The organism is Marinobacter sp. BSs20148 (assembly GCF_000283275.1).
Classification (GTDB): domain Bacteria; phylum Pseudomonadota; class Gammaproteobacteria; order Pseudomonadales; family Oleiphilaceae; genus Marinobacter; species Marinobacter psychrophilus.
Map to the genome: position 1 here is coordinate 749,742 of NC_018268.1, position 26,074 is coordinate 775,815.

Consider the following 26,074-nt stretch of genomic DNA (forward strand, 5'->3'; position numbering starts at 1 on the left):
AAACTGGCTCTGTGGCGCTTGCCCTGCTCACGGTCGCTGGTCAGAATGCGTAGAACAAAAGCTGGCTGTAGCCGATACAGTTGATTTTGCACCTTTTCTTTATTGTTGCATCAAGGAGATTCAATGAATCATCGCCGTCTGTCTGGCTCGTTTTCTGTTTTCAGGTTGCTGCTTCCTGCCGTTATGCTGGTCGTTCTTGCTGGCTGTTCCAGCTCCATGAGCCGTGTAGAAACCTGGCAAGGTAACCCGGCCCAGGCCGTGAATGCGGCGACCTTGAAAGCACCGGGAGAAATTCGGGTAACGGCGGTTAACGGGCGCTCCGTGGGCAACTTCCTGATGGATGATCTGGCGCTCGACTACGCTCTTTTGCCCGGGCAGAACGATGTGGTGTTTGTGTACAAAACCATCTGGGCAAAGACCACCGTCGTGGATAATGGCGAGTCCAAGGTTGATATTGTTGAAAGCAAGCCGCAGTTGGCCAACTTTGACGCCAAAGCCGGCACTGTCTACGAGTTCCGTTTTGACAAGCCGACAACGCGCAGAGAAGCCGAGCGTGAGATGAAAGATTTTTCAGCGGAGATTGTAAGCAGTGCTGGCCAGGTAGCGACCGTATCAACGAATTACGTGCCAAGCCAAGCACTCGCCAGAACACCTATTCCGGGAATAGCCGGCGTTCAAGCGACGTCAGCCGCAGCGCAAGGCAATGCTCTGGACACTCTGAAGGCTGTGTGGGCAAACGCCTCAGACGAAGAGAAGAAAAACTTCCTGCGCTGGGCTTTCGAATAACGCTCACGTTTTGGAAAGGCTGCGTGCCACAAAAAAACCTGCATCGCAACGATGCAGGTTTTTTTGTGGGTATTAAGGGTTTTGATTGCTAGGTGGCTGCTGTTTAGCTGATGCGGGCAACCGCAATGTCGGTCAGCAGGTGGAGCGCGTCGAGGTGTTCGCTAGCGGGTAGACTTTGCAAGCAGTCCTTGGCCTGTTGTGCCTGATCTTTGGCTTTGTCCATGGCGTAATCCAGCGCGCCGGTGGTGTTTATAATCGCCAGAACCGGTTGCAGATCGTCTAGCCCGCCCTTGCGGATCGCGCGGCGAATCAGCTGTTTTTCGTCATCGCTGCCGTTGGCGATGGCATAAATCAGCGGTAATGTGGTTTTACCTTCGGCCAGGTCGTCACCCACGTTTTTACCCATGGTTTCGGCGTCACCGCGATAGTCCAGTACGTCGTCCACCAGTTGAAATGCCAGCCCCAGATGCTTTCCATAATTCTTCAGCGCTTCTTCTTGGGCGTGGTTTGCGCCGGCTAGCAAGGCGCCGGAGTGCGAAGATGCTTCGAACAGCATCGCCGTCTTGTTATGAATCACCTGCATGTACTGGTTTTCGGTCAAGTCTGGGTTCTTCACATTCATCAGTTGCATTACTTCGCCTTCGGCTATCACCGCGGTGGCGTGTGATAGCACCTTCATAATTGGCAGGCTTTCCAGCTCGACCATCATTTCAAACGCGCGGGCGTATAGAAAGTCGCCCACCAGCACGCTGGGTGCGTTGCCCCACTTGGCGTTGGCGGTGCTGCGCCCCCGGCGCATGTCGGAGGTGTCTACCACGTCGTCATGGAGCAGGGTGGCGGTGTGCAAAAATTCGATAACAACGGCCAGTTTCAGGTGATTGTCTTCGCTATAGCCGGAAGCGCGGCTTGCGAGCAGAACCAGTAGGGGCCGCAAGCGCTTGCCACCGCTTTCAATGATGTACTGCGCAATTTTTTCGACCATCGGAACATCGGATGACAAACGCTGGATGATCAGTTCGTTAACGCGGCTGAAGTCGTCTGCCACGGTGTCGTAGATGCGTTGGGCTGTCATGAAGGGTTCCGGTGTTTGGCTGTGTTGTTGCTGTCGATAAAACAGGTGGGTCGCGGCAATGCTAGGTAACAAGGCGAAGAGTGTCAACACAGCTTGTATTGCGTGGCGGCTTTTCGTACAATCACGCGCCCAACTCATCCCAACCTGCGCTCCCTGCTATAGGGTTGCCAAAGCGCTTCCCTTAGAACCAGGTGGATAAGAGCAGGGATGGGTCAATCGCGGAGAGTAGACATGTACGCAGTTATTGTTAGCGGTGGCAAACAGCACCGTGTGAAGGAAGGCGAAACTCTGAAGCTGGAGAAGCTGGAAGTAGAAACCGGTAGTAACATTGAGTTCGACCGTGTTTTGCTGATCGCCAACGGCGACGACGTTAAAGTAGGCGCACCAGTTGTTGAAGGGGCCAAAGTGACTGCGGAAGTTGTCAGCCACGGTCGTCACGACAAGATCCAGATCATCAAGTTCCGTCGCCGGAAGCATTCTATGAAGCGTCAGGGCCACCGTCAGTGGTTTACTGAAGTAAAGATCACGGGTATTCAGGGCTAATCTCGGGAATCACCCCTTAATTAGGAGGCTTATCATGGCTCATAAAAAAGCAGCAGGTAGTACCCGTAACGGTCGCGATTCCGAGTCGAAACGACTTGGTGTGAAGCGCTACGGCGGCGAAAGCGTATCCGCAGGCAGTATCATTGTTCGTCAGCGTGGCACCCGCTTTCACCCAGGCACTAACGTTGGACTTGGCAAGGATCACACCTTGTTCGCGAAAGCCGAAGGTCAGGTGAAGTTTGAAGTAAAAGGCCCTAAGAACCGCAAATATGTAAGCATCGTCTCAGCTGCATAAGTAGTGGTCTCCGAAAGCCCCGCACTGCTTCATTGAGGCTGCGGGGTTTTTTGGTTTGTAGGGTTTCGCTTTTAGTGCACAGTTATCAGCAAGAGCTTCAGCCAACATCGTAAAGAACAGCAGCCAATACCATAAAGAGCAACAGCTAATATGAAATTTGTAGACGAAGCCACCATCATTGTGGAAGCAGGTACGGGCGGCCACGGTTGCCTGAGTTTCCGCCGTGAAAAATACGTGCCCCGGGGCGGGCCTGACGGTGGCGATGGTGGCGATGGCGGTTCTGTGTATCTGGAGGCCAACGATGCCCTGAACACTTTGATTGACTACCGCTTTCAGCGCCAGCACAGAGCCCATAACGGCCAACAGGGTTCCGGCCGCAATTGCACCGGTATCAAAGGCGAAGATCTGGTGCTGCCGGTACCGGTAGGCACCACCATAGTGGACATGGACACGCACGAAGTTCTGGGTGACCTGACCCGCATAGGTCAGCGCCAGAAAGTCGCTCAGGGTGGTTTTCACGGCCTGGGTAACACCCGCTTCAAGTCCTCTATTAACCGTGCTCCACGGCAGACTTCGAAAGGCTCTGAGGGTGAAACCCGGAATCTGCGGCTAGAGCTGAAAGTACTGGCCGATGTGGGGCTGTTGGGTATGCCCAATGCCGGTAAATCGACCTTCATTCGTTCTGTATCTGCGGCGACGCCAAAAGTGGCGGACTATCCGTTTACCACCCTGGTGCCAAACTTGGGCGTGGTCAGAGTGCAAAATCACCAGAGTTTTGTGATTGCCGACATCCCCGGCCTGATCGAAGGTGCAGCCGAAGGCGCCGGTCTGGGCATCCGTTTTCTGAAGCACCTGGTGCGTACCCGCCTACTGCTTCACTTGGTAGACGTGGCCCCCTATGACGGTTCATCGCCGGCCTATGCGGTAAAAGCCATCGCCCACGAGCTTGAAAAATTCAGCGAAACCCTGGCCAATCGCGATCGCTGGCTGGTGCTGAATAAAGTCGACATGGTGCCGGAAGACGAGCGTGAGGCCCGCTGTCAGGCCATTGTTGATGAGCTGGAATGGAAAGGTCCGGTATTCAGCATCTCTGCCCTGAGCGGCGAAGGTACCAAACCCCTGACTCAAGCCGTTATGCGCTGGATTGAGGAGCGTGCGGCAGAAGAGGCTGAAAACCCCGAAGCGGCCGAGCAGGAAGCAGTCCGCCGCCGCCAGATGGATGAAGAGGCCCGCGCCCGCATTACCGAAGAAAAGATGGCTCGCCGCGCTGCCCGCGAAGAAGACAACGATGACGACAACGACGACGATGATGGTGACGTAGAAGTGGTTTACGCCCCGGAGTAGGTGGCACCTGTAAGAGACCGTATTCAAATCATGACTGAACGCGCCCAGCTGCACCAGGCTCGCCGCCTGGTGGTAAAAATTGGAAGTGCTCTGCTAACCAACGACGGTAAAGGCCTCGATGTGCCTGCTCTGGGCTGCTGGGTAGACCAGATGGCGGCGCTAGTGCAAGCCGGTGTCGAGCTGGTGGTGGTGTCATCTGGCGCTGTTGCCGAGGGCATGAGCCGGTTAGGCTGGACTCGCCGGCCGCAGCAGGCGCATGAATTGCAGGCAGCCGCGGCTGTAGGGCAGATGGGATTGGTACAAACCTGGGAGGCACAGTTCAAGCGCCACGGCATACACACTGCCCAGATTCTTCTGACCCACGACGACCTGTCTGATCGCAAGCGTTATCTTAATGGCCGCAGCACCCTGCGGGCGTTATTGGAGTTGGGCGTCGTGCCGATCGTGAACGAGAACGACACGGTGGTGACCGATGAAATCCGTTTTGGTGACAACGATACCCTAGGTGCGTTGGTGGCCAACGTGGTCGAGGCCGACGGCCTGATTATCCTCACAGATCAGCTGGGTCTGTTTGATAAAGACCCGCGCAAACACAGCGACGCAACATTGGTGAACGAGTGCTTCGCCAGCAATCGCAACTTGGATGCTATGGCCGGCAGCAGCGCCGGCGCGCTGGGCCGCGGGGGCATGCAAACCAAGCTTCGTGCGGCGCGGTTAGCGGCACGCTCAGGGGCCTTCACGGTGATTGTGGGCGGGCGCATCGACAATGTTCTGGGCCGGCTGCGTGAACGCGAGGCGCTAGGTACGCTTTTATTGCCGGAGCAGGGCCGTGTAGCGGCTCGCAAACAGTGGCTGGCCAGTCACCTGCAAACCCGGGGTGCTTTAGTGATTGATGATGGCGCGGCGCGGGTGTTGCGACAGGGTGGCCGCAGCTTGCTGCCTGTGGGCGTTACCCGTATCAGTGGTGAATTCCGCCGCGGCGAGATGGTGGCGTGTCTGGATGAGCAGGGTAATGAAGTGGCTCGTGGCCTGGTGAATTACGACGCTGCTGCTGCACGTTTGATTGCTGGTCAGTCCAGTGATCGCATCATGGAATTGCTGGGCTTTATGACCGGTGAAGAGCTGATTCACCGCGACAACATGGTGATTGCCTCTTAGGTGGTGGTAGTTTGTTGGCGTTATTTCTCGCCGTTTCTGCAAGCATAAAAAAACCGGCCAGCTGGCCGGTTTTTCGTGCACTAAATTGGCTTACGCCGCTTGCAGTGCCTTCACCTTGACATTCAGGCGGCTCTTAATGCGAGCAACCTTGTTCTTGGGGAAGATGCCTTTGTTGATCATGCTGTCCAGAATCGGCTGGGCTTGCAGAAAAGCAGCTTTCGCGCCTTCATAGTTGCCTTCAGCGATTTGAACATGAATCTTTTTCATGTACGTACGAGCCATGGAACGCAGGCTGGTGTTGTGCTTACGACTGTTCTCGTTTTGACGTGCACGCTTTTTGGATTGCGGGGAATTTGCCACCGTAAAACTCCTGAAAGTACTTGAATTCGTTGCTGAATATTTGGTTTGAGAGCGCCAGATGCAGTTACAGTAACTGTTCAGTCACCCGTATCGCAACTCTCTTTCATCGCGGGCGCGCCAGATCCAGCGCGTCGAAATAAATGACGCGGAATTGTGCCGCTAACGGCGAGACTTGTCAAGTCAAAAGTGATCAATGCCAGCGGATGCAAGGCTTGTGATAAACTCCGGTCTCTCCATTTTTTCGGTCAAAACACCATGTCTGAGCAGTCTCCCGGGCCCCGAGGCCCGACACCCGAATCGCCACGCCCATCAGAGCCGTCGGTGCCCGCCGTGAGCGCAATTAAACCTGCGCCGGGCCTGCTGCGTTCATCGGGTGTCGTAGGGGTGATGACCATGACGTCGCGGGTGCTGGGGCTGGTGCGGGATATGGTGATTGCTCGCTATTTTGGTGCCGGTGCCGGTGCCGACGCGTTTTTTGTGGCCTTCAAGATTCCTAATTTTCTCCGCCGATTGTTTGCCGAAGGTGCTTTTTCGCAAGCGTTCGTGCCGGTGCTGTCGTCTTATCGTGAAAACCAGCCGGCAACTGAAGTCAAGCGCCTGGTGGATGCGGTTGCCGGCTCGTTGGGCCTGGTACTGCTGGGGGTCACTCTGGTAGCCATGCTCGGCGCGCCGGTGCTGACGGCGGTGTTTGCCCCGGGTTTTTTGGGTGACGACATAAAATTTGCACTAGCCAGCGACATGTTACGAATCACCTTCCCTTATTTGTTGCTGATCTCGTTGACGGCGTTCGCCGGTGGCATTCTCAACAGCTATGACCGCTTTGCTGTTCCCGCGTTTACACCGGTGTTGCTGAACCTGGCGATGATTGCTGCCGCTGTCTGGCTAGCGCCGCTTATGAACGAGCCGATAATGGCGCTTGCTTGGGGTGTGTTAATTGCCGGTGCGCTGCAGCTGTTTTTTCAACTACCGTTTTTGATGCGTCTGGGTTTGATGCCGCGGCCCCGGGTGGATTACCGCCACGAGGGCGTTAGCCGGATTCTGAAGCTGATGGTGCCGGCCCTGTTCGGCGTATCGGTAAGCCAGATAAACCTGCTGCTGGACACCGTTCTTGCCTCGTTTCTGCAAACCGGCAGTGTGTCGTGGCTGTACTATTCCGACCGCCTTGCGGAGTTGCCTTTAGGGGTGTTCGGCATAGCCATTGCAACGGTGATTTTGCCCAGTTTATCGCGTAAGCACACAGCGGACTCAGCGGATCAGTTCTCTGCCACTCTGGATTGGGCGGTGCGAGCGGTGTTAATCATTGGTGTACCGTCTGCGCTGGCCTTGGGATTGCTGGCTGAGCCGCTCATTGCCACTCTGTTTCATTATGGCGAAGTGACTGACTACGATGTGGCCATGTCGGCTCAAAGCCTGCGCGCTTATTCTTCGGGCCTGCTGGCATTCATGGTCATTAAGGTGCTGGCGCCGGGCTTTTTTGCCCGCCAGGACATTCGCACCCCGGTGAAAATTGGCATCATCGCCATGGTCGCTAATATGGTGCTCAACCTGATACTGATCTTCCCCTTGGCGCACGCAGGCCTGGCGCTGGCCACATCGCTGTCGGCTTGGCTCAACGCCTTTTTGCTGTGGCGCGGTTTGAAGGCCATCGGTGCCTGGCGCAGCCAGCCCGGCTGGGGCAAATTCGGGCTGCAGCTTGCGTTGGCGAACGGCGCGCTGGTGGCGGTGATTTTGTGGCTCAACGCGCCGGTGAATCAGTGGCTGGCGGCCGGCGGTTTTCAGCGCTCCCAGGATATGGCAATACTGGTGATTGCAGGCACACTTGCGTACTTTGTTACACTGGCGCTGGCCGGGGTGCGTATAAGACATTTTCGCCACAGGTAAGGTATAATTCCGCGCCTTATCATGTGCCAAACGCTTATAGGCTCTAATTTTTGGCACGACTTTATTGCCGCAATTCCTTGGCAATATTCACTAGCAAAGAGGTTTGCTTTGCATGCGCTTGATTCGCGGCCTGACCAACCTGAAAACGCTGTCGCAATCGGGCGAAGGCCCACTGGCGCGCGGCTGCGTTGCTACCGTGGGCAACTTTGACGGGGTGCACCGCGGCCATCAGGCGATTCTGGAACAGGTAAAAACACAAGCCGCAAAGCATAACTTGCCCTCGGTAGTGGTGATTTTTGAGCCCCAGCCTCAGGAGTTCTTTCGCGGTGTGGATGCGCCTCCGCGGTTGACCGGTTTCCGCCAGAAAGTGGAATCTTTGCGAGCGCAGGGTGTTGATGCGGTGCTGTGCCTGCGTTTCGACGAGCACTTTCGCCAGTTTTCGGCCTGGGGCTTTGTGGATAGCCTGCTGATTCAGGGCCTGGCGGTGAAACACCTGGTGGTAGGAGACGACTTCCGTTTTGGTTGTGACCGTTCCGGTGATTTTAATTTTTTGGAGAAAGTGGGCGCTGACGCCGGCTTTACGGTTGAAAACACTCGCACCGTGGTGATCGAGGGCGACAGGGTTAGCAGCACTCGCATCCGTAAACTGCTGGCTGATAACCAGTTAGATAGCGCCGAACATTTGCTGGGGTGGAAATATCACATTACTGGCCGCATTGTTTATGGACGCCAGCTGGGGCGTGAGATTGGCGCGCCAACGGCGAATATCCGCCTGGCCCAAATGCCCGCCTTGCAGGGTGTTTACGTGGTAAAAGTAAAGTTGGCCGATGGCACCCTGCACGACGGCATTGCCAATATTGGCTTGCGACCGACCGTCGACGGCAAACACCCGGCACTGGAAGTGCACCTGTTTGATTACGCCGGCATGCTTTACGGTCAGAGGCTTGACGTCACCTTCCGCCAAGGCCTGCGTGATGAAGTCCGCTTTGAATCGGTGGACGCCCTGAAAACCCAGATTGCCAAAGATTTTAGCAGCGCCCGGCACTGGCTTGCTGAGAGCCTGGCTGCGACCCGTACTGCGAAAAAAGACTGACCTAAACTGACCCAATAGAGCACGCACAGCCATCATGAGCGACTACAAGCACACTCTGAATCTGCCGGAAACCGCTTTTCCCATGCGCGGTAACCTGGCCAACCGCGAGCCTGAAATGCTCAAGCGTTGGCAGGACCTGAACGTTTACGGCAACTTGCGCGAACAGCGCGCCGGGCGTAAAAAGTTTATTCTTCACGATGGCCCTCCTTACGCCAACGGCAGCATTCACATTGGGCACGCGGTTAACAAAATTCTGAAGGATATGATTGTTAAGTCCCGTGGCTTCATGGGCTTTGATGCGCCTTACGTGCCCGGTTGGGACTGCCATGGCCTGCCTATCGAGCACAAAGTAGAGCAGAAAATTGGCAAAGCCGGTGTAAAGGTAGATTACAAAACCTTCCGCCAGGCCTGCCGCGATTACGCCACCAAGCAGATTGCCGGCCAAAAAGCCGACTTTATCCGCTTGGGCGTGATGGGTGAGTGGGACAAGCCTTACTTGACCATGGACCCGAAAGTAGAAGCGGGCATTGTGCGTGCGCTGGGCAAAATTGTAGACAAGGGCCACTTGGTGCGCGGTTACAAACCGGTCTACTGGAGCGTGGTAGGGCAGTCGGCTCTGGCTGAAGCGGAAGTAGAATATCAGGACAAGACCTCTACCCAGATCGACGTGCGCTTTACCGCAGTGGATCAAGCCAAAGCCCTGTCGCTGTTCAATACCAGCGCCGGTGAAGGCGAAGTGTCCGTCGTTATCTGGACAACCACGCCCTGGACCATTCCCGCCAATCAGGCGGTTTCATTGGGCGCCGAGCTGGATTACTCGCTGGTGCAAGCCGATGTTGGCGCCGGTCCGGAGCGAATGATTCTGGCCAGCGCTATGGTAGAGGGCGTTATGGCACGCTGGGATGTGGCCGGTTACCAAGTGCTGGCTCAATGTACCGGTGCCCAGCTGGAGCATTTGGCGCTGCAACACCCGGTTTATGACAAACACGTCCCGGTGATTCTGGGCGATCACGTTTCTACCGATGCAGGTACCGGCGCCGTTCACACCGCGCCAGACCACGGTGTGGAAGACTTTGTAGTGGGCAAAACCTACGGCATTGGCACCCTGAATATGGTTCAAGCCGATGGCACCTACACCAGCGCTACTGGTGAGTTCGCCGGCGTTCACGTATACAAAGCTGATGACCCGGTCTGTGACGCTTTGACCCGTGAAGGCAAACTGGTACGCAAAGAAAAGTTCCGCCACAGCTTTCCCCACTGCTGGCGCACCAAAACGCCGCTGATTTACCGTGCTACACCGCAGTGGTTTATCAGTATGGAAAAGGAAAACCTGCGCGCCGACGCTCTGGAAGCGATTAAGGGCATTCGCTGGGTGCCTACCTGGGGTCAGAACCGCATCGAAGCCATGGTGCGCCAGTCGCCGGACTGGTGCGTATCGCGCCAGCGCACTTGGGGCGTGCCGATTACTTTGTTTATCCACAAAGAAACTCAGGATCTGCATCCGAACACCCAGAGCCTGATCGAAAAAGTGGCTCAGGCTATCGAAGTCGATGGCATTGATGCCTGGTATGACCTGGATACCCGCGAGCTTCTGGGTGACGACGCCGATCACTACGAAAAAGTGTTGGACACCCTGGACGTGTGGTTTGATTCCGGTGTGACCCACGAATCGGTATTGCGGGTGCGCGAAGAGCTGGGCCAGTTCCCGGCCGATTTGTACCTGGAAGGTTCTGACCAGCACCGCGGCTGGTTTCAATCGTCCCTGAAAACGTCCATTGCCATCAACGGCGTGGCACCTTACAAGCAGGTGCTCACCCACGGCTTTACGGTGGATGGCAAGGGTTACAAAATGTCTAAATCCTTGGGCAACGTGATCGCGCCGCAAGAGGTGACTAACGACCTGGGCGCCGACATTCTGCGCCTGTGGGTAGCGGCCACCGATTACAGCGGCGAAATGACGGTCTCCAAAGACATTCTGCGGCAAAGTGCCGACGGTTATCGCCGCATCCGCAACACCGCGCGCTTCCTGATGAGTAACCTGACAGGTTTCGATCCAACCAAGCACACAGTCGCCCCGGCCGACATGATGGCGCTGGACCGCTGGATGGTAGATCGCACCCTGCAATTGCAGAACGAAATCCACGAAGACTATGAAAACTACGCCTTCCTGAAGATTTACCAGAAAGTGTACAACTTCTGTGAATCCACTCTGGGCGGCTTTTATCTCGACATCATCAAAGATCGCCAGTACACCACCCAGGCCGAAAGTCTGACGCGGCGTTCGTGCCAGACCGCGCTCTACCATGTGGCCGAAGCGCTGGTGCGTTGGGTTGCGCCGATTTTAAGCTTCACCGCCGATGAAATCTGGCAGCACCTGCCGGGCGAGCGCGGCGAGACCGTATTCTACGAAACCTGGTACCAAGGCCTGAGCGAAATGCCGCAGAGCGTGGAGCTGGGCCGTGATTACTGGCGCGACATTTCAGCTGTCAAAGAAGCGGTGAACAAGCGCCTGGAAGACGCCCGTAAACAAGGCGTTATCAAAGGTTCCCTAAGCGCAGAAGTGACGCTGTTCTGCGATGGCGAGTTGGCCGAGAAACTAAAGCACTTAGGCGAAGAATTACGCTTTGTGCTGATCACCTCGGAAGCGGACGTCAAGCCGGCAAGCGAGGCCGTTGACGCCGAACAAACCGGTTATGAAGGGCTGTTGGTGCAAGTGCGCCCCGCCAGCAATACCAAGTGCGAGCGCTGCTGGCACCACCGCGCCGACGTGGGTAGCCACGCAGACCACCCCGATTTGTGCGGCCGCTGTGTTACCAACGTGTATGGCTCGGGTGAAACCCGCGCCTTCGCCTGATGGGGTCTGCTATGGGAAAATCCGGCGATGGCGCTGAGCCCCGTGCGGGCAAACTGAGGTGGTTGTGGCTGACGGCGCTGGTGATTGCTCTTGATCTGGGCACCAAGGCAATGGCCACCACCATGCTCAGCTACGGTAACCCGGTACCTGTGATGCCGCTGTTTAACTTTACGCTGCTGCACAACACCGGCGCCGCCTTTAGTTTTTTAGCCGGTGCCGCAGGCTGGCAGCGCTGGTTCTTTGTGATCCTGGCGTTGGTGGTCAGCGTAGTGCTGGTGCTATGGCTGAGAAAGCTGGAACGCCATGAAACCTGGTCTGCCATTGCTTTCGCGCTGATTCTTGGTGGCGCTTTGGGTAATGTGTACGACCGTGTGGTGCACGGTTACGTGGTGGATTTTCTCCATTTTTATTGGCAGAACTGGCACTTCCCAGCCTTTAATCTGGCCGACACCGCCATCACCATCGGCGCCGCCATGATAATACTCGACACGTTTCGCAAACCCGCCGATGCGGGCACAAAAGGCGACTGACTACTATGAAAGAACTCCCTGTAGACAAAGGCACTCGGGTTACCCTTCATTTTGCGCTGAAATTCGACAGCGGCGAAGTGGTTGATACCACCTTCGACAAAAACCCGGCCGTCCTGGACATTGGCGATGAAAATCTGCCACAGAATTTTGAAGCCTATCTGATGGGTATGAAAGCCGGTGACAAAGCCAGCTATCAGGTGCCACCGGAAAAAGCCTTTGGCCAGCGCAACCCCAACAACTTACAGGTGATGAAGCGCCATGTATTCGGAGCCGACATGGTGCTGGAGCCAGGTGTGGTGGTCTCCTTTGCTGACGCGCGTCAGCAAGAGCTGCCAGGTACCATTAGCCGGGTAGAGGGCGACGAGGTAGAAGTGGACTTCAACCACCCGCTGTCTGGGCGTACACTGACCTTCGACGTAGAAATTATAGACGTAGAGCCGGTAGGCCCTGCGCACTGACCTTCAGGAACTTTATGCAAATTCGTCTGGCAAACCCCCGTGGATTCTGCGCCGGTGTCGACCGCGCCATTGATATCGTTAATCGCGCTCTGGACGTGTTTGGTGCACCTATATATGTACGCCATGAAGTGGTGCACAACAAATCCGTGGTAGATAAACTGCGTAAGCGCGGCGCTATCTTCGTGGAAGAACTGAGCGAAGTGCCAGACGACAAACTGGTGATTTTCAGCGCCCACGGAGTGTCCCAAGCCGTGCAAAAAGAGGCCGCTGACCGCGGCCTGAAAGTCTTTGACGCCACTTGCCCACTGGTCACCAAAGTACACATAGAAGTCATGCGTTACAGCCGTGATGGCAGCGAATGCGTACTGATTGGCCACCATGGCCACCCGGAAGTAGAAGGCACCATGGGTCAGTATAACTTTGCCAACGGGGGCGATATCTACCTCGTGGAAAACGAAGCCGACGTAGCAAAGCTGGACGTTAAAAATCCTGAAAAGCTGGCCTATGTCACCCAAACCACCTTGTCTATGGATGACACCGCCCGGGTAATCAATGCCTTGCGCGCCAAATTTCCGAAGATTGAAGGTCCGCGCAAAGACGATATTTGCTACGCCACCCAAAACCGCCAGGACGCCGTCAAAAAAATGGCCGACGACTGCGATTTGATGCTGGTGGTCGGCTCCCCCAATAGCTCCAATTCCAACCGCTTGCGCGAGCTGGCTGAGCGCATGGGCACACCGGCCTATCTGATTGATGAAGCCGCACAAATTGACCCTGCTTGGCTAGACGGCAAAAAATCCATCGGCGTAACCGCTGGAGCTTCCGCCCCTGAAGTACTGGTAAGTGCCGTGATTGCTCGCCTGCGTGAACTTGGCGGTGATGTGCCGGAGGAGATTGCCGGGCGAGAGGAGAATATTGTGTTCTCTATGCCGAAGGAATTGCGGATTGATGCGGTGAATCTCTAATTCAGGGGGTTTCCAATACCTTCTAACCTAAGCAAACTGCCAAGCCAATCTGCCCTGAGTTCGCGTGGTGGCTTTGCAAATGTATGACCAGTAACCGCTGATCCTGCCAGTTCTACCGTTCATCCTTCCCGCGCTCGCAGCTTTTTACCATATTTCGTATTGTTAATGTGTCACTAATGAGAGAGAACTATGCCTGTTTCTTATCGGTACGCCGGATTTACATTGATAGAGTTGCTGATAACCCTTGCGGTGTTAGCGATTGCTGTCGCGATTGCCGTCCCCTCTTTTCAGGGCGTGATCAGGAGCAATCAGTTGACGACGGAAGCGAACACGTTTGGTTCTGCTCTGCAGCTAGCGCGTAGTGAGGCGGTCAAGCGAGGGGAGGAAGTGAGCGTGAGCGCTGGGGGTGCCAGTTTTGTGGCTGGGTTTTGCGTGCATAGTGGTGCCACCTGTACGACTACCGGCGCTACTCCCACCCAAATTCGTCAGTATGATGCGCTTGATTCCGCCGCAACAAGCGGTGTTACCAGAATAATCTTTAATAATATGGGTGAATTGGGTAACGCTGCTGCGGTCAGCGTGGTTATAAGCCCAGCGAGCTGTGTGTCTGGGGAAGTTAACGGTAGAAGACGCGTATCTGTAGGGCTGGGAGGGCACGTGAACGTATCTTCGGAGGACTGTCCTTGATGAGTTCGCTCAAGCCATCTTTTCGTAATGTTGAGAGGGGTCACCGCTCGATGAAAAACAATGCCGGATTCGGGATGATCGAAATACTGGTTTCGATGCTGGTGCTCGCGATCGGGCTTCTCGGGCTGGCGTCACTTCAGACAACGGGTCTGACGCAAAGTGCCGAGACTCGAAACCGGAGCCAAGCCATCCTGTTGGCCGATGACATGTTTGAGCGGATCAGGGCCAACCGGGACAGTATCAACTCCTATGCCGTAGCTGCTGCGGGCACTGCGCCTACCTGTAACAGTGCTTATAAAGTGGCAAATACTGACGTGGTTGCGGACGATATCGCTGAGTGGCAGAACAGCCTGGGCTGTCTTTTGCCAGGTGGCAACGGTGCGGTTCAGGTTAATGCTGGTGTTGTCACGGTTGATATCACCTGGAATACCAATACTGGAAATAGTGTTGATGGCAGTGTGACCATGGAAGCGAGGCTTTGAGATGACTATATTCGTTCAAAAATTGCCGTATCCGCATGACAGGCAGTCAGGCCTTTCCTTGGTCGAGTTGATGATCGCCTTGGCTCTGGGATTGGTGTTGACCTTAGGTGTAACCCAAGTTTTTCTTGGGTCTAATAAAACCTACCGAACAAACGATGCGATTGGATTCCTGCAAGAGAATCTAAGATTCTCGATGTCCCGCATTAGCCGAGACGCTCGCATGGCTGGGTATTACGGCTGTTTGATCGGGGAACCAACAGAGCACCTGAACATTAGCAGCGCGGACTATAAAAGTGAACTTTATGATTTTGACCGCGCGGTTATCGGTTGGGAAGCGCCTGATACGGGGCTTGGCAAAGAATACGAAATTGTTGGGCTGAGTGCTGGTAGTGGAGGATGGACCAACGGTAGTTCTGACACTTTGCCTGCCGTTATTTCCAATAACGCTATTCCGGGTTCAGATATCTTGGTGCTTAGCGGCACGGCTAGGGCGGACGTAGTCCTCGACGGTAACCCTTCGCCACCGGCCAACACAATAAGTACAAAGGATGACTCTGGTATAGAGCAGGACCGGGTCGTCCTGGTTGTCATGGGTGATTGCACCGGTGCTGACCGGTTTCAGAAAACCAACGCACCTAATTCAAAGACCATCACCAAGGGTGTTAGTAATAAACCCGGCAATACCAATGCCACAGACCTGCTTGTGCATACTGATGAATCTCAGGTGTACCGTTACCGAACTACCGGATATTTCGTTGGAGTTGGTGTGGGTGGTGAGCCTGCTCTTTTTCAGGTGCCGCTCGAACCAGGGGTTGCCAACACGCCGGTTGAATTGGTCAGTGGTGTTGAAAGCATGCAAGTTTTGTACGGGCTTAAAGCGCCAGCCGCGAGAGCAGCTGAGCGATACGTGCCAGCTAGCTCGGTAGCCGACTGGAGTGATGTGGTCAGCGTTCGTGTCGCAATGCTGATGCGCTCCGACGACCAGATACTGGAAGAGGACAACGCACAAACATTTAATCTGGTGGGAACAGAAATAGACCCCGGCGCGGATCGGCGTGCCCGCCTGGTTGCAACATCAACCACTGGTATAAGAAACAGGCTGGAGTGATTCGATGTACCGAGCTGGACGATTTTCAAGTAATGCAGAGACCGGATCAGTGCTGATCGTGTCTCTTGTGATGTTGCTGCTGCTGAGCCTGATCGCATTGGCGGGTATGCAGACCACTATTATGCAAGACCGAATGGCGGCAAATATGCTGGATAAAGATATGGCTTTTGAAGCGGCGGAGGCGGCTCTGCGCGAGGCCGAGGCGAATCTGAGGACGAGTGTTCCCTTCGTCTTCTCTGGCGCCAATGGTCTGTACCTGGTTGGCGCCAGCAACCGTCCTGACTGGCCTGCTGACACCAGTGATAACGGTAACAGTGTGATTACGTACAGCGGTAGTTTTCCAGATGTTGATGCGCAGCCAAAATACGTGGTTGAGCAGATTGATACGATTGTGCCCCCGGGCTGCGATCTCAGCTCTTATTGTGAGCCCGTGTACTACCGGGTAACGGGTGTTGGCTTCGGTGGTTCTGATACGTCGGCAGCCGTCCTTACAACTGTGTTCAGAACAAAGTAATGCCTTGCCAGATGAACTGGCTGGGTTGTTGCGGGAGATAGTCTATGAATAATATAAGTCAAGCTTTTGGGAAATCTGAAAAAGGCTCCCGTTCAAGGATTTATTCCTTTCTGGCCGCATTGCTGGTGGGTATCGCTCCAATGCAGTACACGTCTGCCGCGGTTTCTCAGGTTCCTCTGTACCTTGGAGGTGGGGGCGTGCCGGGTAACCTCGTACTGACGCCGTCGGTTGAATGGCCAACTGTTCAGAGCCTGGCTAACCTTGGTACCTACTCAGCGAGCATCCCGTTTGAAGGCTATTTTGACTCGGCTAAATGTTACAAGTATAGCTTCGCAGGCTCTAATGATGCAGGGAACCACTTCTTTCCCTCAAGCAATACAAGCAGCAGAACCTGTGCTGGTAGTGGAGATTGGAGCGGTAACTTTCTCAATTGGGCGACAACACAGACCATAGACCCATTCCGCAAGGTTCTAACCGGTGGCTATCGCGTAAAGGACACTGCAAAGGAGACCTGGCTGGAGAAGGCGCGCCATCCTGGGCAGAACTCGGTGGAGATAAAAACACTCAATGACAAGAATACTATAGAGGGTGCTACTCCTTTTGTAGTTGATAAAATCAGAATACGAATTCACGGCCTGGAGAAGAATGTCAGGTTTAGTCTGGATGACGACTCGTACAATGCCTACGAGGTTGATTATGATCCCGGCAACTTTCCTCAGAAAACGATTCCCGTTAGTGGTGGTAACGATATAACGAAATTCAGCTATCTGACAGCGATCAGAGTGAAGGTCTGTGATTCCAGTGTTGGATTGGAAGATAACTGTAAAGAATACAGTCAGGGATGGAAGCCTGAGGGGGTGATGCAGCAGAATTCTGATCGTATCCGGTACAGCGTATTCGGATACCTTAACGATAATAACATCAGCCGGGATGGCGGTGTGTTGCGTGCCCGGCAGAAGTATATCGGCCCCAAGAAGTTTGTTAAGGGACAGGGCTTTATAGATAACCCCAATAAAGAGTGGGATCCTGTAACAGGCGTAATGATCAAAAACCCGGATGCCGCAGATGCCAGTGCCACACCAGGGACCATAGTTGACAGCGGTGCCATGAACTACATTAATAAATTTGGTCAGCTGAATACTAACAACTTTAAGTCGATAGACCCTGTCAGTGAGCTTTATTACGCGGCAACGCGCTATCTCAAAAATCAGGGAAACGTTGCCAGTTATTCAGACCTGAGCACTAACACTGGCACCAGGGACAAGCAGACCGATAATTTTCCAGTCATTGCGACATGGGATGATCCCATGCAGTTTGAGTGTCAGCCAAACGTGATCTTGGGGATCGGTGATACCAACACCCATAGAGATAAAAACCTTCCGGGTAATAATACTTACCGAAACGACGAGCCAACGATGCCTGGCAGCGTTTCCAGTGATAACACTATAGACGTAGTGACTGCCACGAATCGCGTTGGCGAGATTGAAGGTATTGGGAATATCGGGAATACACAGTCTTTTTCTGGAAGAAATAACTCCGCCTACATGGCTGGCTTGGCGTATGACAACCACACGGTCGATATGCGCTCAGATCTGGCCGGCAAGCAAACAGCTGCGACTCACTGGGTAGATGTGCTCGAAAATCAGGTGTTGCAAGGCACAAGTACGAATCAATATTACCTGGCCACAAAGTATGGTGGCTTTGATGTTCCTGATAGCTTTGATCCGTATTCGAGAACCGCTAGCTTGCCAGACGAATGGTGGAACAGCCCGGGGAATACCGTATCCTGGGGCAATACGAGCTTTAAGCGTCCTGATAACTTCTATATCGCTGGCAGAGCGGATCTGATGATCGAGAGCCTGCAGGAAGCCTTCAAGAATATTTCGGCTGAGCTTGCGAGTTCTTCTTCGTCCGTCGCTGCCAACTCAACGTCTCTGCAGAGTGACACGGCCATTTATCAGGCATCTTTTAACAGCTCGTTGTGGAGTGGTGAAATCAGCGCGTACACGCTTACGGGTGCCACTATCTCTGCCGCTCCGGTCTGGACAGCCTCAACGATTCTGGACGCCAGAGATAATAGCGATATGACCAACAGGAACATTCTGACGGCAGTGCCTTTGGATAATGTTTCGGGGACCTTGTTAAGTACCACGGGCAGCAGCTTTAAGTGGGCACAGTTAGACGCAGCGCAACAAGCCAGTCTGGCGAAAACTGCGACTAGCGGTTCAAGCGTATCGACCAGCGTGGCTCAGGACCGCTTGAATTATTTGAGGGGTGATCGAGCGAAAGAGCGCACTACGGCGAATCAAATTCGTGAGTTTAGACAGCGTGGGAGCCGCCTTGGCGACGTCATAAATTCATCGCCTGTGTACGTGGGCCAAGAGAATTATGGCTATTATCGCCTTGGTTCCCAAGCGGCTTTTAGCGGTATTACAAGCTATGCAGATTTTCGGGATACTAGCACCTACAAAAACCGACCGCCATTCCTGCTCGTTGGTGCCAACGATGGCATGTTACACGCTTTCGACGCTTCGATTGCGACGGGAGGTGATGGAGGCAAGGAGCTCTTCGCATATGTTCCGGCCGGAATTTACGACAACCTTTGGGAACTGACGGATCCGAATTACAGCCACAGGTACTTTGTTGATGGTACGCCCAGGGTTTCGGATATGTGGCTGGGAAGTACGCTGGGATGGAAAACGGTTGCAGTCGCAACGACCGGAGCAGGTGGGCGCTCAGTCTTCGCCCTTGATGTAACGGATCCTGAGAACATGGCTACAACAAATGTGTTGTGGGAGTTTTCCCACAACGACATGGGGTTGACTATGCAGCAGCCAGCCACGTTCGCCCTGCCCACGGGTAAATTCGGCGTTGCTGTCAGCAGTGGTTATGATACCTCGCTGACTAATGGCAAAGTCTGGTTTCTGAACGCCGCGAATGGCCAGGTAATCAAAGAGATTGCTATACCGACCAACGGGGCCGAGCTGGGCTCTCCGCATGTTATAGACACGAATGGCGATCGTATCGCTGACAGAATGTACGTTGCGGACACCGGTGGCGCAGTTTGGCGCATCGATCTGGATGATTCTGATGTTGCTAACTGGGATGCGCCGACTAATTTAAAATCTGGCGGAGCAACGGTGCCATTGTTCCAGGCGGCGACTGGTCAGGCGATTACTGCAGATCTTGTTGCAGCGCTAAATGAATCCGGCGAAGTGATGGTGTTTTTTGGCACTGGTAGTTTCCAGAATATCGGCGAGAACGTAGTCGGAAACTCGCCAACCGTTGAATCTTTCTATGGAATTATTGATCGTGGCGCTGTGGTTGCAAGAAACACTCTGCTTGAGCAAGAAATTGTTGCGGAGACAACCGTTACTGGCAATCGGTTCCGCCGGGTCACCAAGAATTCGCCAACGGGCACCTTCAACGGCTGGTATATGGATTTGGTCGTAGAAGCCATTAACGGTGGTGGTGGTCCCAAAGGCGAGCGTGTTATTTCGCAGGCTTTGGTGAGGACAGACCGTGTTATTTTCCCGACCCTGATACCATCCGAAGATCCCTGTGCTGCAGGGGGCCAAAGCTGGTTGATGGAGTTGGCGCTGTACAGCGGTGCGCAGCTCGATTACGAGGTCTTCGATGTTAATAATGATGGTGTTATTGATGAGAACGATACGATTCCCGGTGAGGACAAAGACGGCGATGGAAACCCGGACCCCGAACCGCCATCCGGTATAGATCCTGATATCGGCATCATCCAGAAGCCTACAGTTATTGAAGACTGCGTGAACGGAGAGGAGTGTAAAATAGTGAGTGGCTCTTCCGGTCAAGCGGAAACCATTATCGAAAAAGCGATCCAGACCGGTGGGCGTGTTAACTGGGAACAGCTTCGATAAAGGAAAGCCCGGGGTCCTTGTGACCCCGGGCATTATTTTTTTGTGAGTGGAACTGATGACTATAAAACGACCTTTAGTACAGAATGGCTTTACACTAATTGAGCTGATGATCGTTGTTGCGATTATCGGAATTATCGCCGCAATTGCGTATCCGTCTTACCAGGACTATGTAGAGAAAACTCGCAGGAACCTGGCTAAGGCTGACCTTCTTGAATTGGCTCAGTGGATGGAGCGCCGTTACGCCACCGGTTTCGATTATCAGGCATCAGGAGGCGGTTCGCCCACGCTTCCTTTCGATACATCTCCCCGGAATGCTGCAGAGCCAACAGCATACAATATCTCATTTACTGCAACGGTCACGAAAAGCGCATTTAACCTTCAGGCAGTGCCTACTACACTGCAATCAGGCGACTCCTGTGGCACGTTGACAGTGAACAATCAGGCTGTCAAAAGTCCAATCACTGCAGGCTGCTGGTAATTAACAGGACAGATCCTGGCCACTTGAGCCTTCTGCGATACCATTGTTATTGGTATCGCGGGACCAGGTAAGGCGCCCGCCGAAGTTCACTCGGGCCTGCACCAACAGTTCGGCGGATTTTGACGCAGGGCACCAGGTAAGGTTCCCGATCGTACCTCGTACGCCCCCGTCCGGCCGATACTGAAAGTACCTGCGGGGGCCGTGAGAAGAGTTGCTGGGTTTGATGTCGCCATGAGCCGCCAGAGACGATAATCTAATCAGTTGGGTTTGTGATGTGAGTTCAAGGGAACTATCCGGATCACGAAATATCGCTGTGGGTAATGACCAGTCGTTAACGCATTGATTATTTTGGTTTAGGGGACAAATCGTAACGAGGGTTCTTTCAGTAACTGCTGTATATCGCGCGGTTGCGAAGGCTCGTTCAATATTGGATCGGGTTGCAGTTGCCTGAGTGTGTTCACTCAGCCGCTGCATGCCCGGCGAAGCTACGTTGATCAGAATTGCAAGGATTGCAATAGTGACGAGCAGCTCAAGAAGCGTAAAGCCTGTTTGCGCAGAGTTCATAGTATCGGCCATCCGTGGCTTGCTTTGACTTAATTAACGCTCAATCCTTGAGCTGTATCTCACACGAGTATAGCAACACAAAGCTTCTTTTCTTAGCGGGCGATCACAAACAAAGATAAGACTTCACTCCAACCCCAACTTCTTCAACTTATACCGCAGCGCCCGAAAACTAATCCCCAACTTTTTCGCCGCCGCTGTTTTATTCCAACGCGTTGCTTCCAACGCTTGCTCAATAGCCTTGCGCTCTATGCTCTCAAGATATTCCTCCAGGTCCAGGCCTTGCTCTGACAGTTCTGTCATTGACTCAGCTGCAGGTGCCAGCAAAGGCGAATCCATGCTGCTACAAGAGCTACCAAGCTGAAGGTTGCCGTTGTCAATAACGTCACCGTCGCAAAGGGTAAACGCCCGCTCCAGTATGTTTTCAAGTTCACGCACATTGCCCGGGAAATGGTAGCCCTTTAAATAGTCGACGGCGGAGTCGGTAAGAGCAATGGGAGCGCATTCGTATTCGCGGGCGATGCGCTGCAGGATGTGCCTGGCAAGCAGCGCTATGTCGCCGCTGCGTTCACGCAGGGGCGGCACGCGAATTTCAATCACGTTAATGCGATAGAACAGGTCCTGTCGGAACAGGCCATTTTGCACCAGCCCCGGAAGGTCTTTATGAGTTGCGCTAAGTACGCGGATATCAACAGGTACCTCGTGGCTGTCGCCCACCGGGCGTACGGCTTTTTCCTGAATGGCCCGCAGCAGCTTTACTTGCATGGGCAGCGGTAAATCGGCAATTTCATCCAGAAACAGGGTACCGCCGTTGGCGCTTTGAAACAGGCCTGCTTTGTTATCGACGGCTCCGGTAAAACTGCCTTTTTTGTGGCCAAAAAACTCGCTTTCCATCAATTCAGATGGAATGGCGCCGCAGTTCACGGCTATGAACGGCCCATCACATCTGGGGCCTTGCTGGTGAATGGTGCGCGCGACCAGCTCTTTACCGCTGCCGGATTCGCCTTGAATAAAGACCGGCGCCTGGCTGCGGGCCAGTTTTCGGGCCTGATTGCGTAAGGTTTGAATCTGGGCAGAATTACCCAGCAGCAAACCCGGGTCACTATTGTCTTCTGGCGTAGGCCCTGGGTTCTGGGCCAGTTTCAGGGCGGTGTTGACCAGTTCCCGCAGCCGCGGTAGCTCAACGGGCTTTGACACAAAATCAAAAGCACCTGCTTTCAAGGACTCAATAGCGGTGTCCATACTGCCGTAGGCGGTTATAACGGCGACTGGCGTGTTGGGCGCATGCTGCTGAATCCATTGCACCAGCTCTATGCCTTTGCCATCTGGCAGGTTCATATCGGTCAGGCACACATTTGGCGTGTGCTTTTGCATGCCTGCGATCCCCCCTGCCAGAGTGCCCGCGGTGAACGTTTTCAGACCCATACGGTTGAGGGTGATCTCTAACAGGTCACGGATGTCGGGTTCGTCGTCTACGATCAGCGCGGTTAGTTTGGTCATATTTCCCTTCAAATCACACGCCCGGGATGGGCAAACATAATGCGAAAGCAGCAACCTGGCCGTTTGGTGTTAATCAGCGACAGGTGGGCCTGATTCGCCTCACATAATTCTTTTGCCAGATAAAGACCCAGGCCGGTGCCGCTTTTGTCAGTTGTAAAAAACGGTTCGAATACAGACGAGGTGTTTGCTTTGGCAATTCCCGGGCCGTAATCCTTGATATCAATGTAGGCACAGGCGCCGTCGGCGGCGATTCCTGCAAGTATTTCTATTTTAGCCTTGCCAGAGTGCAATTGGCTGTAGCGTAAGCCATTGTCGCATAGGTTGATCAGAATTTGTTCCAACTGGCTGGCGTCAAAACGTGCTGTGGGGTGAGCTCTAGGCTGAACGCTAAGGCGGATAAGCACGGGTTTATGTTGACTGTAGGTTTGCAGGAAATCGTCACGAAACTGTTCTAACCAGGGCTGCAGATCAATCGACTCGGCGGTTGAGGTTTCACGGCGAGACACACCCAGCACATTCTCTATAATGGCGTTCACACGTTTTGAGTGGCGATGAATAATCGCCAGCATCTTTTGGTCTGCCGTATCCATATTCGGCGACTCGTCCAAAAGCTGCGCGGCGTGGCTGATGGCCCCCAGCGGGTTGCGAATTTCATGGGCGATGCTGGCCGTTAATTGGCCCAGTGAGGCGAGCTTCATTTGTTGCGCTTGCTGGGTTACGCGGCTGATGTCTTCCAGAAACACCAATACTAGCTCGCCGGTGTTTTGGTCCAGGTGCGCAAACGTGGCTTGTATGGGGGGCGACGTGCTTGTGGGCTGAAATGGCGCGATGATTTGCTGCGGATGCAGCAGCCAGCTTTTGAATCCGGTTAGCAGGCTTGCGGGCAGAAGGTGCGCGCCCGTTGTTTTTTCGGTTTCTGCTAGCTGCGCAGAAACCGTATACCCTGCCAGCATCTCGCTGGCAGCGGCGTTCATTAGGCGAACCTGGCCTTCACGGTCTAACACCAGTATACCGGTGCGCATGCGCTGAATGATTTGTTGGTTAATCTGCTCCAGCTCGGCGAGGCTTCGGGCACGACTGTTGGCAAGAGTTTCGCTGCGGCGCAGGCGGATGGCGATGTATTGCAAAGCAGCGGCGGTCACAAAATAAACAATACCCAATGACCCGGCCCTCACCACGTCATCGGCACTTTTGCCCTGTTCCAGCATGGCCCAAAGTGCAATGGCCAGTGAACTGAGAGTGGCTAAGGCAGCGTAAAATGTACCCGTGCGCCCTGGCGTCATGATGTTGCCAGCGGCGACTGATACGATCACCAAGTTTGCCATGCCATTGGTGATGCCGGAACTGCTGACCAGCAGGCCATGAATAATCAGTATATCCAGCAAAATGGAGACGCTGATGTTGCGTTCACTGGGCTGGAAACCGGTAAGCATTAACACGGCTATAAAGGCGTTTACGGCCAGATAGGAGATTACGCCTGCCTGAAAGTAGTCCAGTTGGCGGAAGCGGCCGTCAAAACTGGTGGTATCCACCAGCAGTAGCCCGATAAGCAATATGCCCAGCACCAGACGATAGTAGTTATAAACCCGAAACAGCTCGCCGCGCTGGCGTGTGCTCAGCAAGTCGCCGGCACTGGCCACTGGTGCCGTCGTTTTGGAAAGCGTGGAAGACGCTGTCATAAATAGTGCCATATACACGGTGGAGGCAGCTTTTAGCTGCCAGTAGTAGTGGTGGTGTTGACGCCTACGCCCACTAAGGGCGCTGCCGCAGACTTGGCGCGGCTGCGCATTTATAATAGCCCTTTTTAAGGCATCAGTAACAGGAACCGACCTATGTCGTTAACAGCGGATCAGCCCCGATCCCCACAAGCACCGGGCCCTTTGCGCTTGGTGATGGTTCAACAGGATTTTTTGGTCGGTGACATACCGGGCAACGCCCAGCGGATTGTTGCGGCGGTAAGGCAAGCCGATGACCAGCACCAGGCTGACATTGTGGTATTCCCCGAGTTGGCGCTGACCGGCTATCCACCAGAGGATTTGTTGCTGCGGCCAAGCCTGGACATTCGCGTACAAGCGGCAATCGATGAAATCTGCGGGGCAGGGTTGGCACCGGTTGTGGTGTTTGGTGCACCGGTGCGTGAAAACGGCAAACTCTATAATGCTGCGCTGGTGATGGAAAACGGCAAGATTAGCCATCGTTATTTCAAACAGTGCCCGCCTAACTATCAGGTTTTTGATGAAAAACGCTATTTCGCCAGTGGGTTTGAGTCATTGGTTGTCAGTTTGCGGGGCGTTGATGTCGGTATTACGGTGTGCGAAGACTTGTGGGCAGAGGGTCCGGTTGAGACTGCCGCAGCGGCTGGCGCAAAACTGGTGCTGAATCTGAATGCGTCGCCGTATTCCCAGGGCAAGCAGCTGCGGCGTAAAGCTCTGGTTCAACGTAAGGCCAAAGCCGCTGGCGTGCCCATTGTGTACGTCAACCTGGTTGGCGCTCAGGACGAGTTGGTGTTTGATGGTGGCTCGCTGGTGGCCGACGGCAAAGGCGAGATTGCTGCAGAAGCACCGCAGTTTGAACAGGGCCTGTTCATTGTAGACTTTGAATGTGGAGAAACCTGCCAGCCGGTTACTCAACCATTATCACCGCCGCTGTCCGCAAGCGCGGCGGTTTATCAAGCGTTGGTGATGGGTGTTCGGGATTATGTGGGGAAAAATGGCTTCAAGTCTGTGGTATTGGGTTTGTCAGGGGGTATCGACTCGGCGCTGACGTTGGCCATAGCGGTGGACGCGCTGGGCAATGCGCAGGTGCGGGCGGTGATGATGCCGTTTCGCTACACCTCGGATATTAGCCTGCAAGACGCAGAGGCCCAGGCCAGCACTATGGGCGTGCACTACGATGTGTTCTCAATCGAACCCATGTATGATGCCTTTATGGCAACCTTGGCCGAGCCCTTCACCGGCACCATCGTAGATACCACCGAGGAGAATCTTCAGGCTCGCCTGCGGGGTGTTTTGCTGATGTCGCTGTCGAACAAATTCGGCTCTTTGGTGCTGACCACGGGCAACAAAAGCGAGATGGCGGTCGGCTACTCTACTCTTTATGGCGATATGGCCGGCGGCTTTGATGTGCTCAAAGATGTTGCTAAAACCCAGGTGTTTGAGCTGTCGCGTTATCGTAATACGGTGGCGCCGGTTATACCCGAACGGGTGATTACACGGCCGCCGTCGGCTGAGCTGGCGCCAGACCAGAAAGATGACGACAACCTGCCAGGTTATGACGTTCTGGATGCCATTTTGCAGCGCTATGTCGAACAGGATGAAAGCGCCGAAGTGATTATTGCCGCAGGCTTTGACCGCGCGGACGTAGAGCGGGTGATTCGTCTGGTGGATATCAACGAATACAAGCGCCGGCAGGCGCCAATCGGTATGCGGATTTCAGAGCGGGGCTTCGGTAAAGACCGCCGTTATCCCATTACCAACGCTTGGAAAAGCGGCGTATAAAAAATCGGAGGCCGT

Annotated in this window: 23 protein-coding genes; 18 read left to right on the forward strand and 5 right to left on the reverse strand. The window is 54.2% G+C overall.

Going from position 1 to position 26,074, the window contains the following annotated elements; translation table 11 throughout:
- Positions 1 to 123 precede the first annotated feature (123 nt).
- Positions 124 to 786 (forward strand): DUF2057 family protein, encoded by a 663-nt coding sequence (locus MRBBS_RS03365; RefSeq protein WP_014870016.1) that lies wholly within the window; start codon positions 124 to 126, stop codon positions 784 to 786.
- Between the two features lie 103 nt (positions 787 to 889).
- Here MRBBS_RS03365 and MRBBS_RS03370 read toward each other — a convergent pair whose 3' ends face one another.
- Positions 890 to 1,858, reverse strand: coding sequence for a polyprenyl synthetase family protein (locus MRBBS_RS03370; RefSeq protein ID WP_014870017.1), 969 nt, complete (start codon positions 1,856 to 1,858; stop codon positions 890 to 892).
- Between the two features lie 231 nt (positions 1,859 to 2,089).
- Between MRBBS_RS03370 and rplU the strand changes: the two genes are divergently transcribed.
- The 4 genes from rplU to proB all read left to right on the forward strand — a co-directional run bounded on the left by rplU (position 2,090) and on the right by proB (position 5,198).
- Entirely contained in the window at positions 2,090 to 2,401 is a 312-nt protein-coding gene (rplU, locus tag MRBBS_RS03375; RefSeq protein ID WP_014870018.1) for a 50S ribosomal protein L21, read from the forward strand.
- Between the two features lie 34 nt (positions 2,402 to 2,435).
- Entirely contained in the window at positions 2,436 to 2,696 is a 261-nt protein-coding gene (rpmA, locus tag MRBBS_RS03380; RefSeq protein WP_014870019.1) for a 50S ribosomal protein L27, read from the forward strand.
- A gap of 150 nt (positions 2,697 to 2,846) precedes the next feature.
- Positions 2,847 to 4,040, forward strand: a complete 1,194-nt coding sequence (gene cgtA, locus MRBBS_RS03385) for an Obg family GTPase CgtA (protein WP_014870020.1) — start codon at positions 2,847 to 2,849, stop codon at positions 4,038 to 4,040.
- Between the two features lie 30 nt (positions 4,041 to 4,070).
- Positions 4,071 to 5,198: a glutamate 5-kinase gene (gene proB / locus MRBBS_RS03390; RefSeq protein ID WP_041635051.1), complete on the forward strand. Its 1,128-nt coding sequence runs from the start codon at positions 4,071 to 4,073 to the stop codon at positions 5,196 to 5,198.
- Positions 5,199 to 5,288: 90 nt separating this feature from the next.
- On the opposite strand, the gene rpsT is transcribed toward proB, so the two are convergent.
- Positions 5,289 to 5,558: a 30S ribosomal protein S20 gene (rpsT, locus tag MRBBS_RS03395; protein WP_014870022.1), complete on the reverse strand. Its 270-nt coding sequence runs from the start codon at positions 5,556 to 5,558 to the stop codon at positions 5,289 to 5,291.
- A gap of 387 nt (positions 5,559 to 5,945) precedes the next feature.
- On the opposite strand from rpsT, the gene murJ reads away from it, so the two are divergent.
- The 12 genes from murJ to MRBBS_RS03455 all read left to right on the forward strand — a co-directional run bounded on the left by murJ (position 5,946) and on the right by MRBBS_RS03455 (position 20,501).
- On the forward strand, positions 5,946 to 7,439 hold the full coding sequence (murJ, locus tag MRBBS_RS03400) for a murein biosynthesis integral membrane protein MurJ (RefSeq protein WP_041635451.1): 1,494 nt from the start codon (positions 5,946 to 5,948) through the stop codon (positions 7,437 to 7,439).
- Between the two features lie 112 nt (positions 7,440 to 7,551).
- Complete coding sequence (gene ribF / locus MRBBS_RS03405; RefSeq protein WP_014870024.1) at positions 7,552 to 8,532, forward strand: bifunctional riboflavin kinase/FAD synthetase; 981 nt, start codon at positions 7,552 to 7,554, stop codon at positions 8,530 to 8,532.
- 34 nt (positions 8,533 to 8,566) lie between these two features.
- Complete coding sequence (gene ileS, locus MRBBS_RS03410) at positions 8,567 to 11,386, forward strand: isoleucine--tRNA ligase (protein ID WP_014870025.1); 2,820 nt, start codon at positions 8,567 to 8,569, stop codon at positions 11,384 to 11,386.
- A complete protein-coding gene (gene lspA, locus MRBBS_RS03415; protein ID WP_041635052.1) occupies positions 11,386 to 11,916 on the forward strand; it encodes a signal peptidase II in 531 nt (176 codons plus the stop codon). The genes ileS and lspA overlap by 1 nt, the downstream gene beginning before the upstream one ends.
- Before the next feature lie 5 nt (positions 11,917 to 11,921).
- A complete protein-coding gene (locus MRBBS_RS03420; RefSeq protein WP_014870027.1) occupies positions 11,922 to 12,374 on the forward strand; it encodes an FKBP-type peptidyl-prolyl cis-trans isomerase in 453 nt (150 codons plus the stop codon).
- A 14-nt stretch (positions 12,375 to 12,388) separates the two neighbouring features.
- Positions 12,389 to 13,339 carry a 4-hydroxy-3-methylbut-2-enyl diphosphate reductase gene (gene ispH / locus MRBBS_RS03425; RefSeq protein ID WP_014870028.1) on the forward strand — a complete coding sequence of 317 codons (951 nt, stop codon included), beginning with the start codon at positions 12,389 to 12,391 and terminating at the stop codon, positions 13,337 to 13,339.
- Positions 13,340 to 13,528: 189 nt separating this feature from the next.
- Positions 13,529 to 14,026: a GspH/FimT family pseudopilin gene (locus tag MRBBS_RS03430; protein ID WP_041635053.1), complete on the forward strand. Its 498-nt coding sequence runs from the start codon at positions 13,529 to 13,531 to the stop codon at positions 14,024 to 14,026.
- A complete protein-coding gene (pilV, locus tag MRBBS_RS03435) occupies positions 14,026 to 14,508 on the forward strand; it encodes a type IV pilus modification protein PilV (RefSeq protein WP_144012682.1) in 483 nt (160 codons plus the stop codon). The genes MRBBS_RS03430 and pilV overlap by 1 nt, the downstream gene beginning before the upstream one ends.
- A gap of 1 nt (position 14,509) precedes the next feature.
- Positions 14,510 to 15,616 carry a PilW family protein gene (locus tag MRBBS_RS03440; protein WP_050996581.1) on the forward strand — a complete coding sequence of 369 codons (1,107 nt, stop codon included), beginning with the start codon at positions 14,510 to 14,512 and terminating at the stop codon, positions 15,614 to 15,616.
- 4 nt (positions 15,617 to 15,620) lie between these two features.
- Complete coding sequence (locus tag MRBBS_RS03445; protein WP_041635055.1) at positions 15,621 to 16,130, forward strand: PilX N-terminal domain-containing pilus assembly protein; 510 nt, start codon at positions 15,621 to 15,623, stop codon at positions 16,128 to 16,130.
- Between the two features lie 44 nt (positions 16,131 to 16,174).
- On the forward strand, positions 16,175 to 20,023 hold the full coding sequence (locus MRBBS_RS03450) for a pilus assembly protein (RefSeq protein WP_014870032.1): 3,849 nt from the start codon (positions 16,175 to 16,177) through the stop codon (positions 20,021 to 20,023).
- A gap of 55 nt (positions 20,024 to 20,078) precedes the next feature.
- Complete coding sequence (locus tag MRBBS_RS03455) at positions 20,079 to 20,501, forward strand: type IV pilin protein (RefSeq protein WP_041635056.1); 423 nt, start codon at positions 20,079 to 20,081, stop codon at positions 20,499 to 20,501.
- Here MRBBS_RS03455 and MRBBS_RS03460 read toward each other — a convergent pair whose 3' ends face one another.
- From MRBBS_RS03460 to MRBBS_RS03470, 3 genes are all read right to left on the reverse strand, one after another.
- Positions 20,502 to 21,077, reverse strand: a complete 576-nt coding sequence (locus tag MRBBS_RS03460; RefSeq protein WP_319795902.1) for a GspH/FimT family pseudopilin — start codon at positions 21,075 to 21,077, stop codon at positions 20,502 to 20,504.
- Positions 21,078 to 21,188: 111 nt separating this feature from the next.
- Positions 21,189 to 22,562: a sigma-54-dependent transcriptional regulator gene (locus MRBBS_RS03465; RefSeq protein WP_014870034.1), complete on the reverse strand. Its 1,374-nt coding sequence runs from the start codon at positions 22,560 to 22,562 to the stop codon at positions 21,189 to 21,191.
- A gap of 8 nt (positions 22,563 to 22,570) precedes the next feature.
- The gene (locus MRBBS_RS03470) at positions 22,571 to 24,241 is read right to left on the reverse strand and encodes a sensor histidine kinase (protein ID WP_014870035.1); all 1,671 of its coding nucleotides are present in this window, start codon (positions 24,239 to 24,241) and stop codon (positions 22,571 to 22,573) included.
- Positions 24,242 to 24,394: 153 nt separating this feature from the next.
- Between MRBBS_RS03470 and MRBBS_RS03475 the strand changes: the two genes are divergently transcribed.
- Positions 24,395 to 26,059, forward strand: coding sequence for an NAD+ synthase (locus MRBBS_RS03475; RefSeq protein WP_014870036.1), 1,665 nt, complete (start codon positions 24,395 to 24,397; stop codon positions 26,057 to 26,059).
- Positions 26,060 to 26,074: the final 15 nt, after the last annotated feature.

What these genes read in the sequence shown, in the direction of transcription:
- MRBBS_RS03370 (WP_014870017.1), bottom strand. Translation starts at nt 1,858, where the DNA reads ATGACAGCCCAACGCATCTACGACACCGTGGCAGACGACTTCAGCCGC.
- MRBBS_RS03365 (WP_014870016.1), top strand. Translation starts at nt 124, where the DNA reads ATGAATCATCGCCGTCTGTCTGGCTCGTTTTCTGTTTTCAGGTTGCTG.
- pilV (WP_144012682.1), top strand. Translation starts at nt 14,026, where the DNA reads ATGAGTTCGCTCAAGCCATCTTTTCGTAATGTTGAGAGGGGTCACCGC.
- rpmA (WP_014870019.1), top strand. Translation starts at nt 2,436, where the DNA reads ATGGCTCATAAAAAAGCAGCAGGTAGTACCCGTAACGGTCGCGATTCC.
- MRBBS_RS03445 (WP_041635055.1), top strand. Translation starts at nt 15,621, where the DNA reads ATGTACCGAGCTGGACGATTTTCAAGTAATGCAGAGACCGGATCAGTG.
- MRBBS_RS03465 (WP_014870034.1), bottom strand. Translation starts at nt 22,562, where the DNA reads ATGACCAAACTAACCGCGCTGATCGTAGACGACGAACCCGACATCCGT.
- ileS (WP_014870025.1), top strand. Translation starts at nt 8,567, where the DNA reads ATGAGCGACTACAAGCACACTCTGAATCTGCCGGAAACCGCTTTTCCC.
- MRBBS_RS03430 (WP_041635053.1), top strand. Translation starts at nt 13,529, where the DNA reads ATGCCTGTTTCTTATCGGTACGCCGGATTTACATTGATAGAGTTGCTG.
- ispH (WP_014870028.1), top strand. Translation starts at nt 12,389, where the DNA reads ATGCAAATTCGTCTGGCAAACCCCCGTGGATTCTGCGCCGGTGTCGAC.
- MRBBS_RS03460 (WP_319795902.1), bottom strand. Translation starts at nt 21,077, where the DNA reads ATGGCCGATACTATGAACTCTGCGCAAACAGGCTTTACGCTTCTTGAG.
- proB (WP_041635051.1), top strand. Translation starts at nt 4,071, where the DNA reads ATGACTGAACGCGCCCAGCTGCACCAGGCTCGCCGCCTGGTGGTAAAA.
- MRBBS_RS03420 (WP_014870027.1), top strand. Translation starts at nt 11,922, where the DNA reads ATGAAAGAACTCCCTGTAGACAAAGGCACTCGGGTTACCCTTCATTTT.
- cgtA (WP_014870020.1), top strand. Translation starts at nt 2,847, where the DNA reads ATGAAATTTGTAGACGAAGCCACCATCATTGTGGAAGCAGGTACGGGC.
- MRBBS_RS03475 (WP_014870036.1), top strand. Translation starts at nt 24,395, where the DNA reads ATGTCGTTAACAGCGGATCAGCCCCGATCCCCACAAGCACCGGGCCCT.
- lspA (WP_041635052.1), top strand. Translation starts at nt 11,386, where the DNA reads ATGGGGTCTGCTATGGGAAAATCCGGCGATGGCGCTGAGCCCCGTGCG.
- murJ (WP_041635451.1), top strand. Translation starts at nt 5,946, where the DNA reads ATGACCATGACGTCGCGGGTGCTGGGGCTGGTGCGGGATATGGTGATT.
- MRBBS_RS03455 (WP_041635056.1), top strand. Translation starts at nt 20,079, where the DNA reads ATGACTATAAAACGACCTTTAGTACAGAATGGCTTTACACTAATTGAG.
- MRBBS_RS03470 (WP_014870035.1), bottom strand. Translation starts at nt 24,241, where the DNA reads ATGACAGCGTCTTCCACGCTTTCCAAAACGACGGCACCAGTGGCCAGT.
- MRBBS_RS03440 (WP_050996581.1), top strand. Translation starts at nt 14,510, where the DNA reads ATGACTATATTCGTTCAAAAATTGCCGTATCCGCATGACAGGCAGTCA.
- rplU (WP_014870018.1), top strand. Translation starts at nt 2,090, where the DNA reads ATGTACGCAGTTATTGTTAGCGGTGGCAAACAGCACCGTGTGAAGGAA.
- ribF (WP_014870024.1), top strand. Translation starts at nt 7,552, where the DNA reads ATGCGCTTGATTCGCGGCCTGACCAACCTGAAAACGCTGTCGCAATCG.
- MRBBS_RS03450 (WP_014870032.1), top strand. Translation starts at nt 16,175, where the DNA reads ATGAATAATATAAGTCAAGCTTTTGGGAAATCTGAAAAAGGCTCCCGT.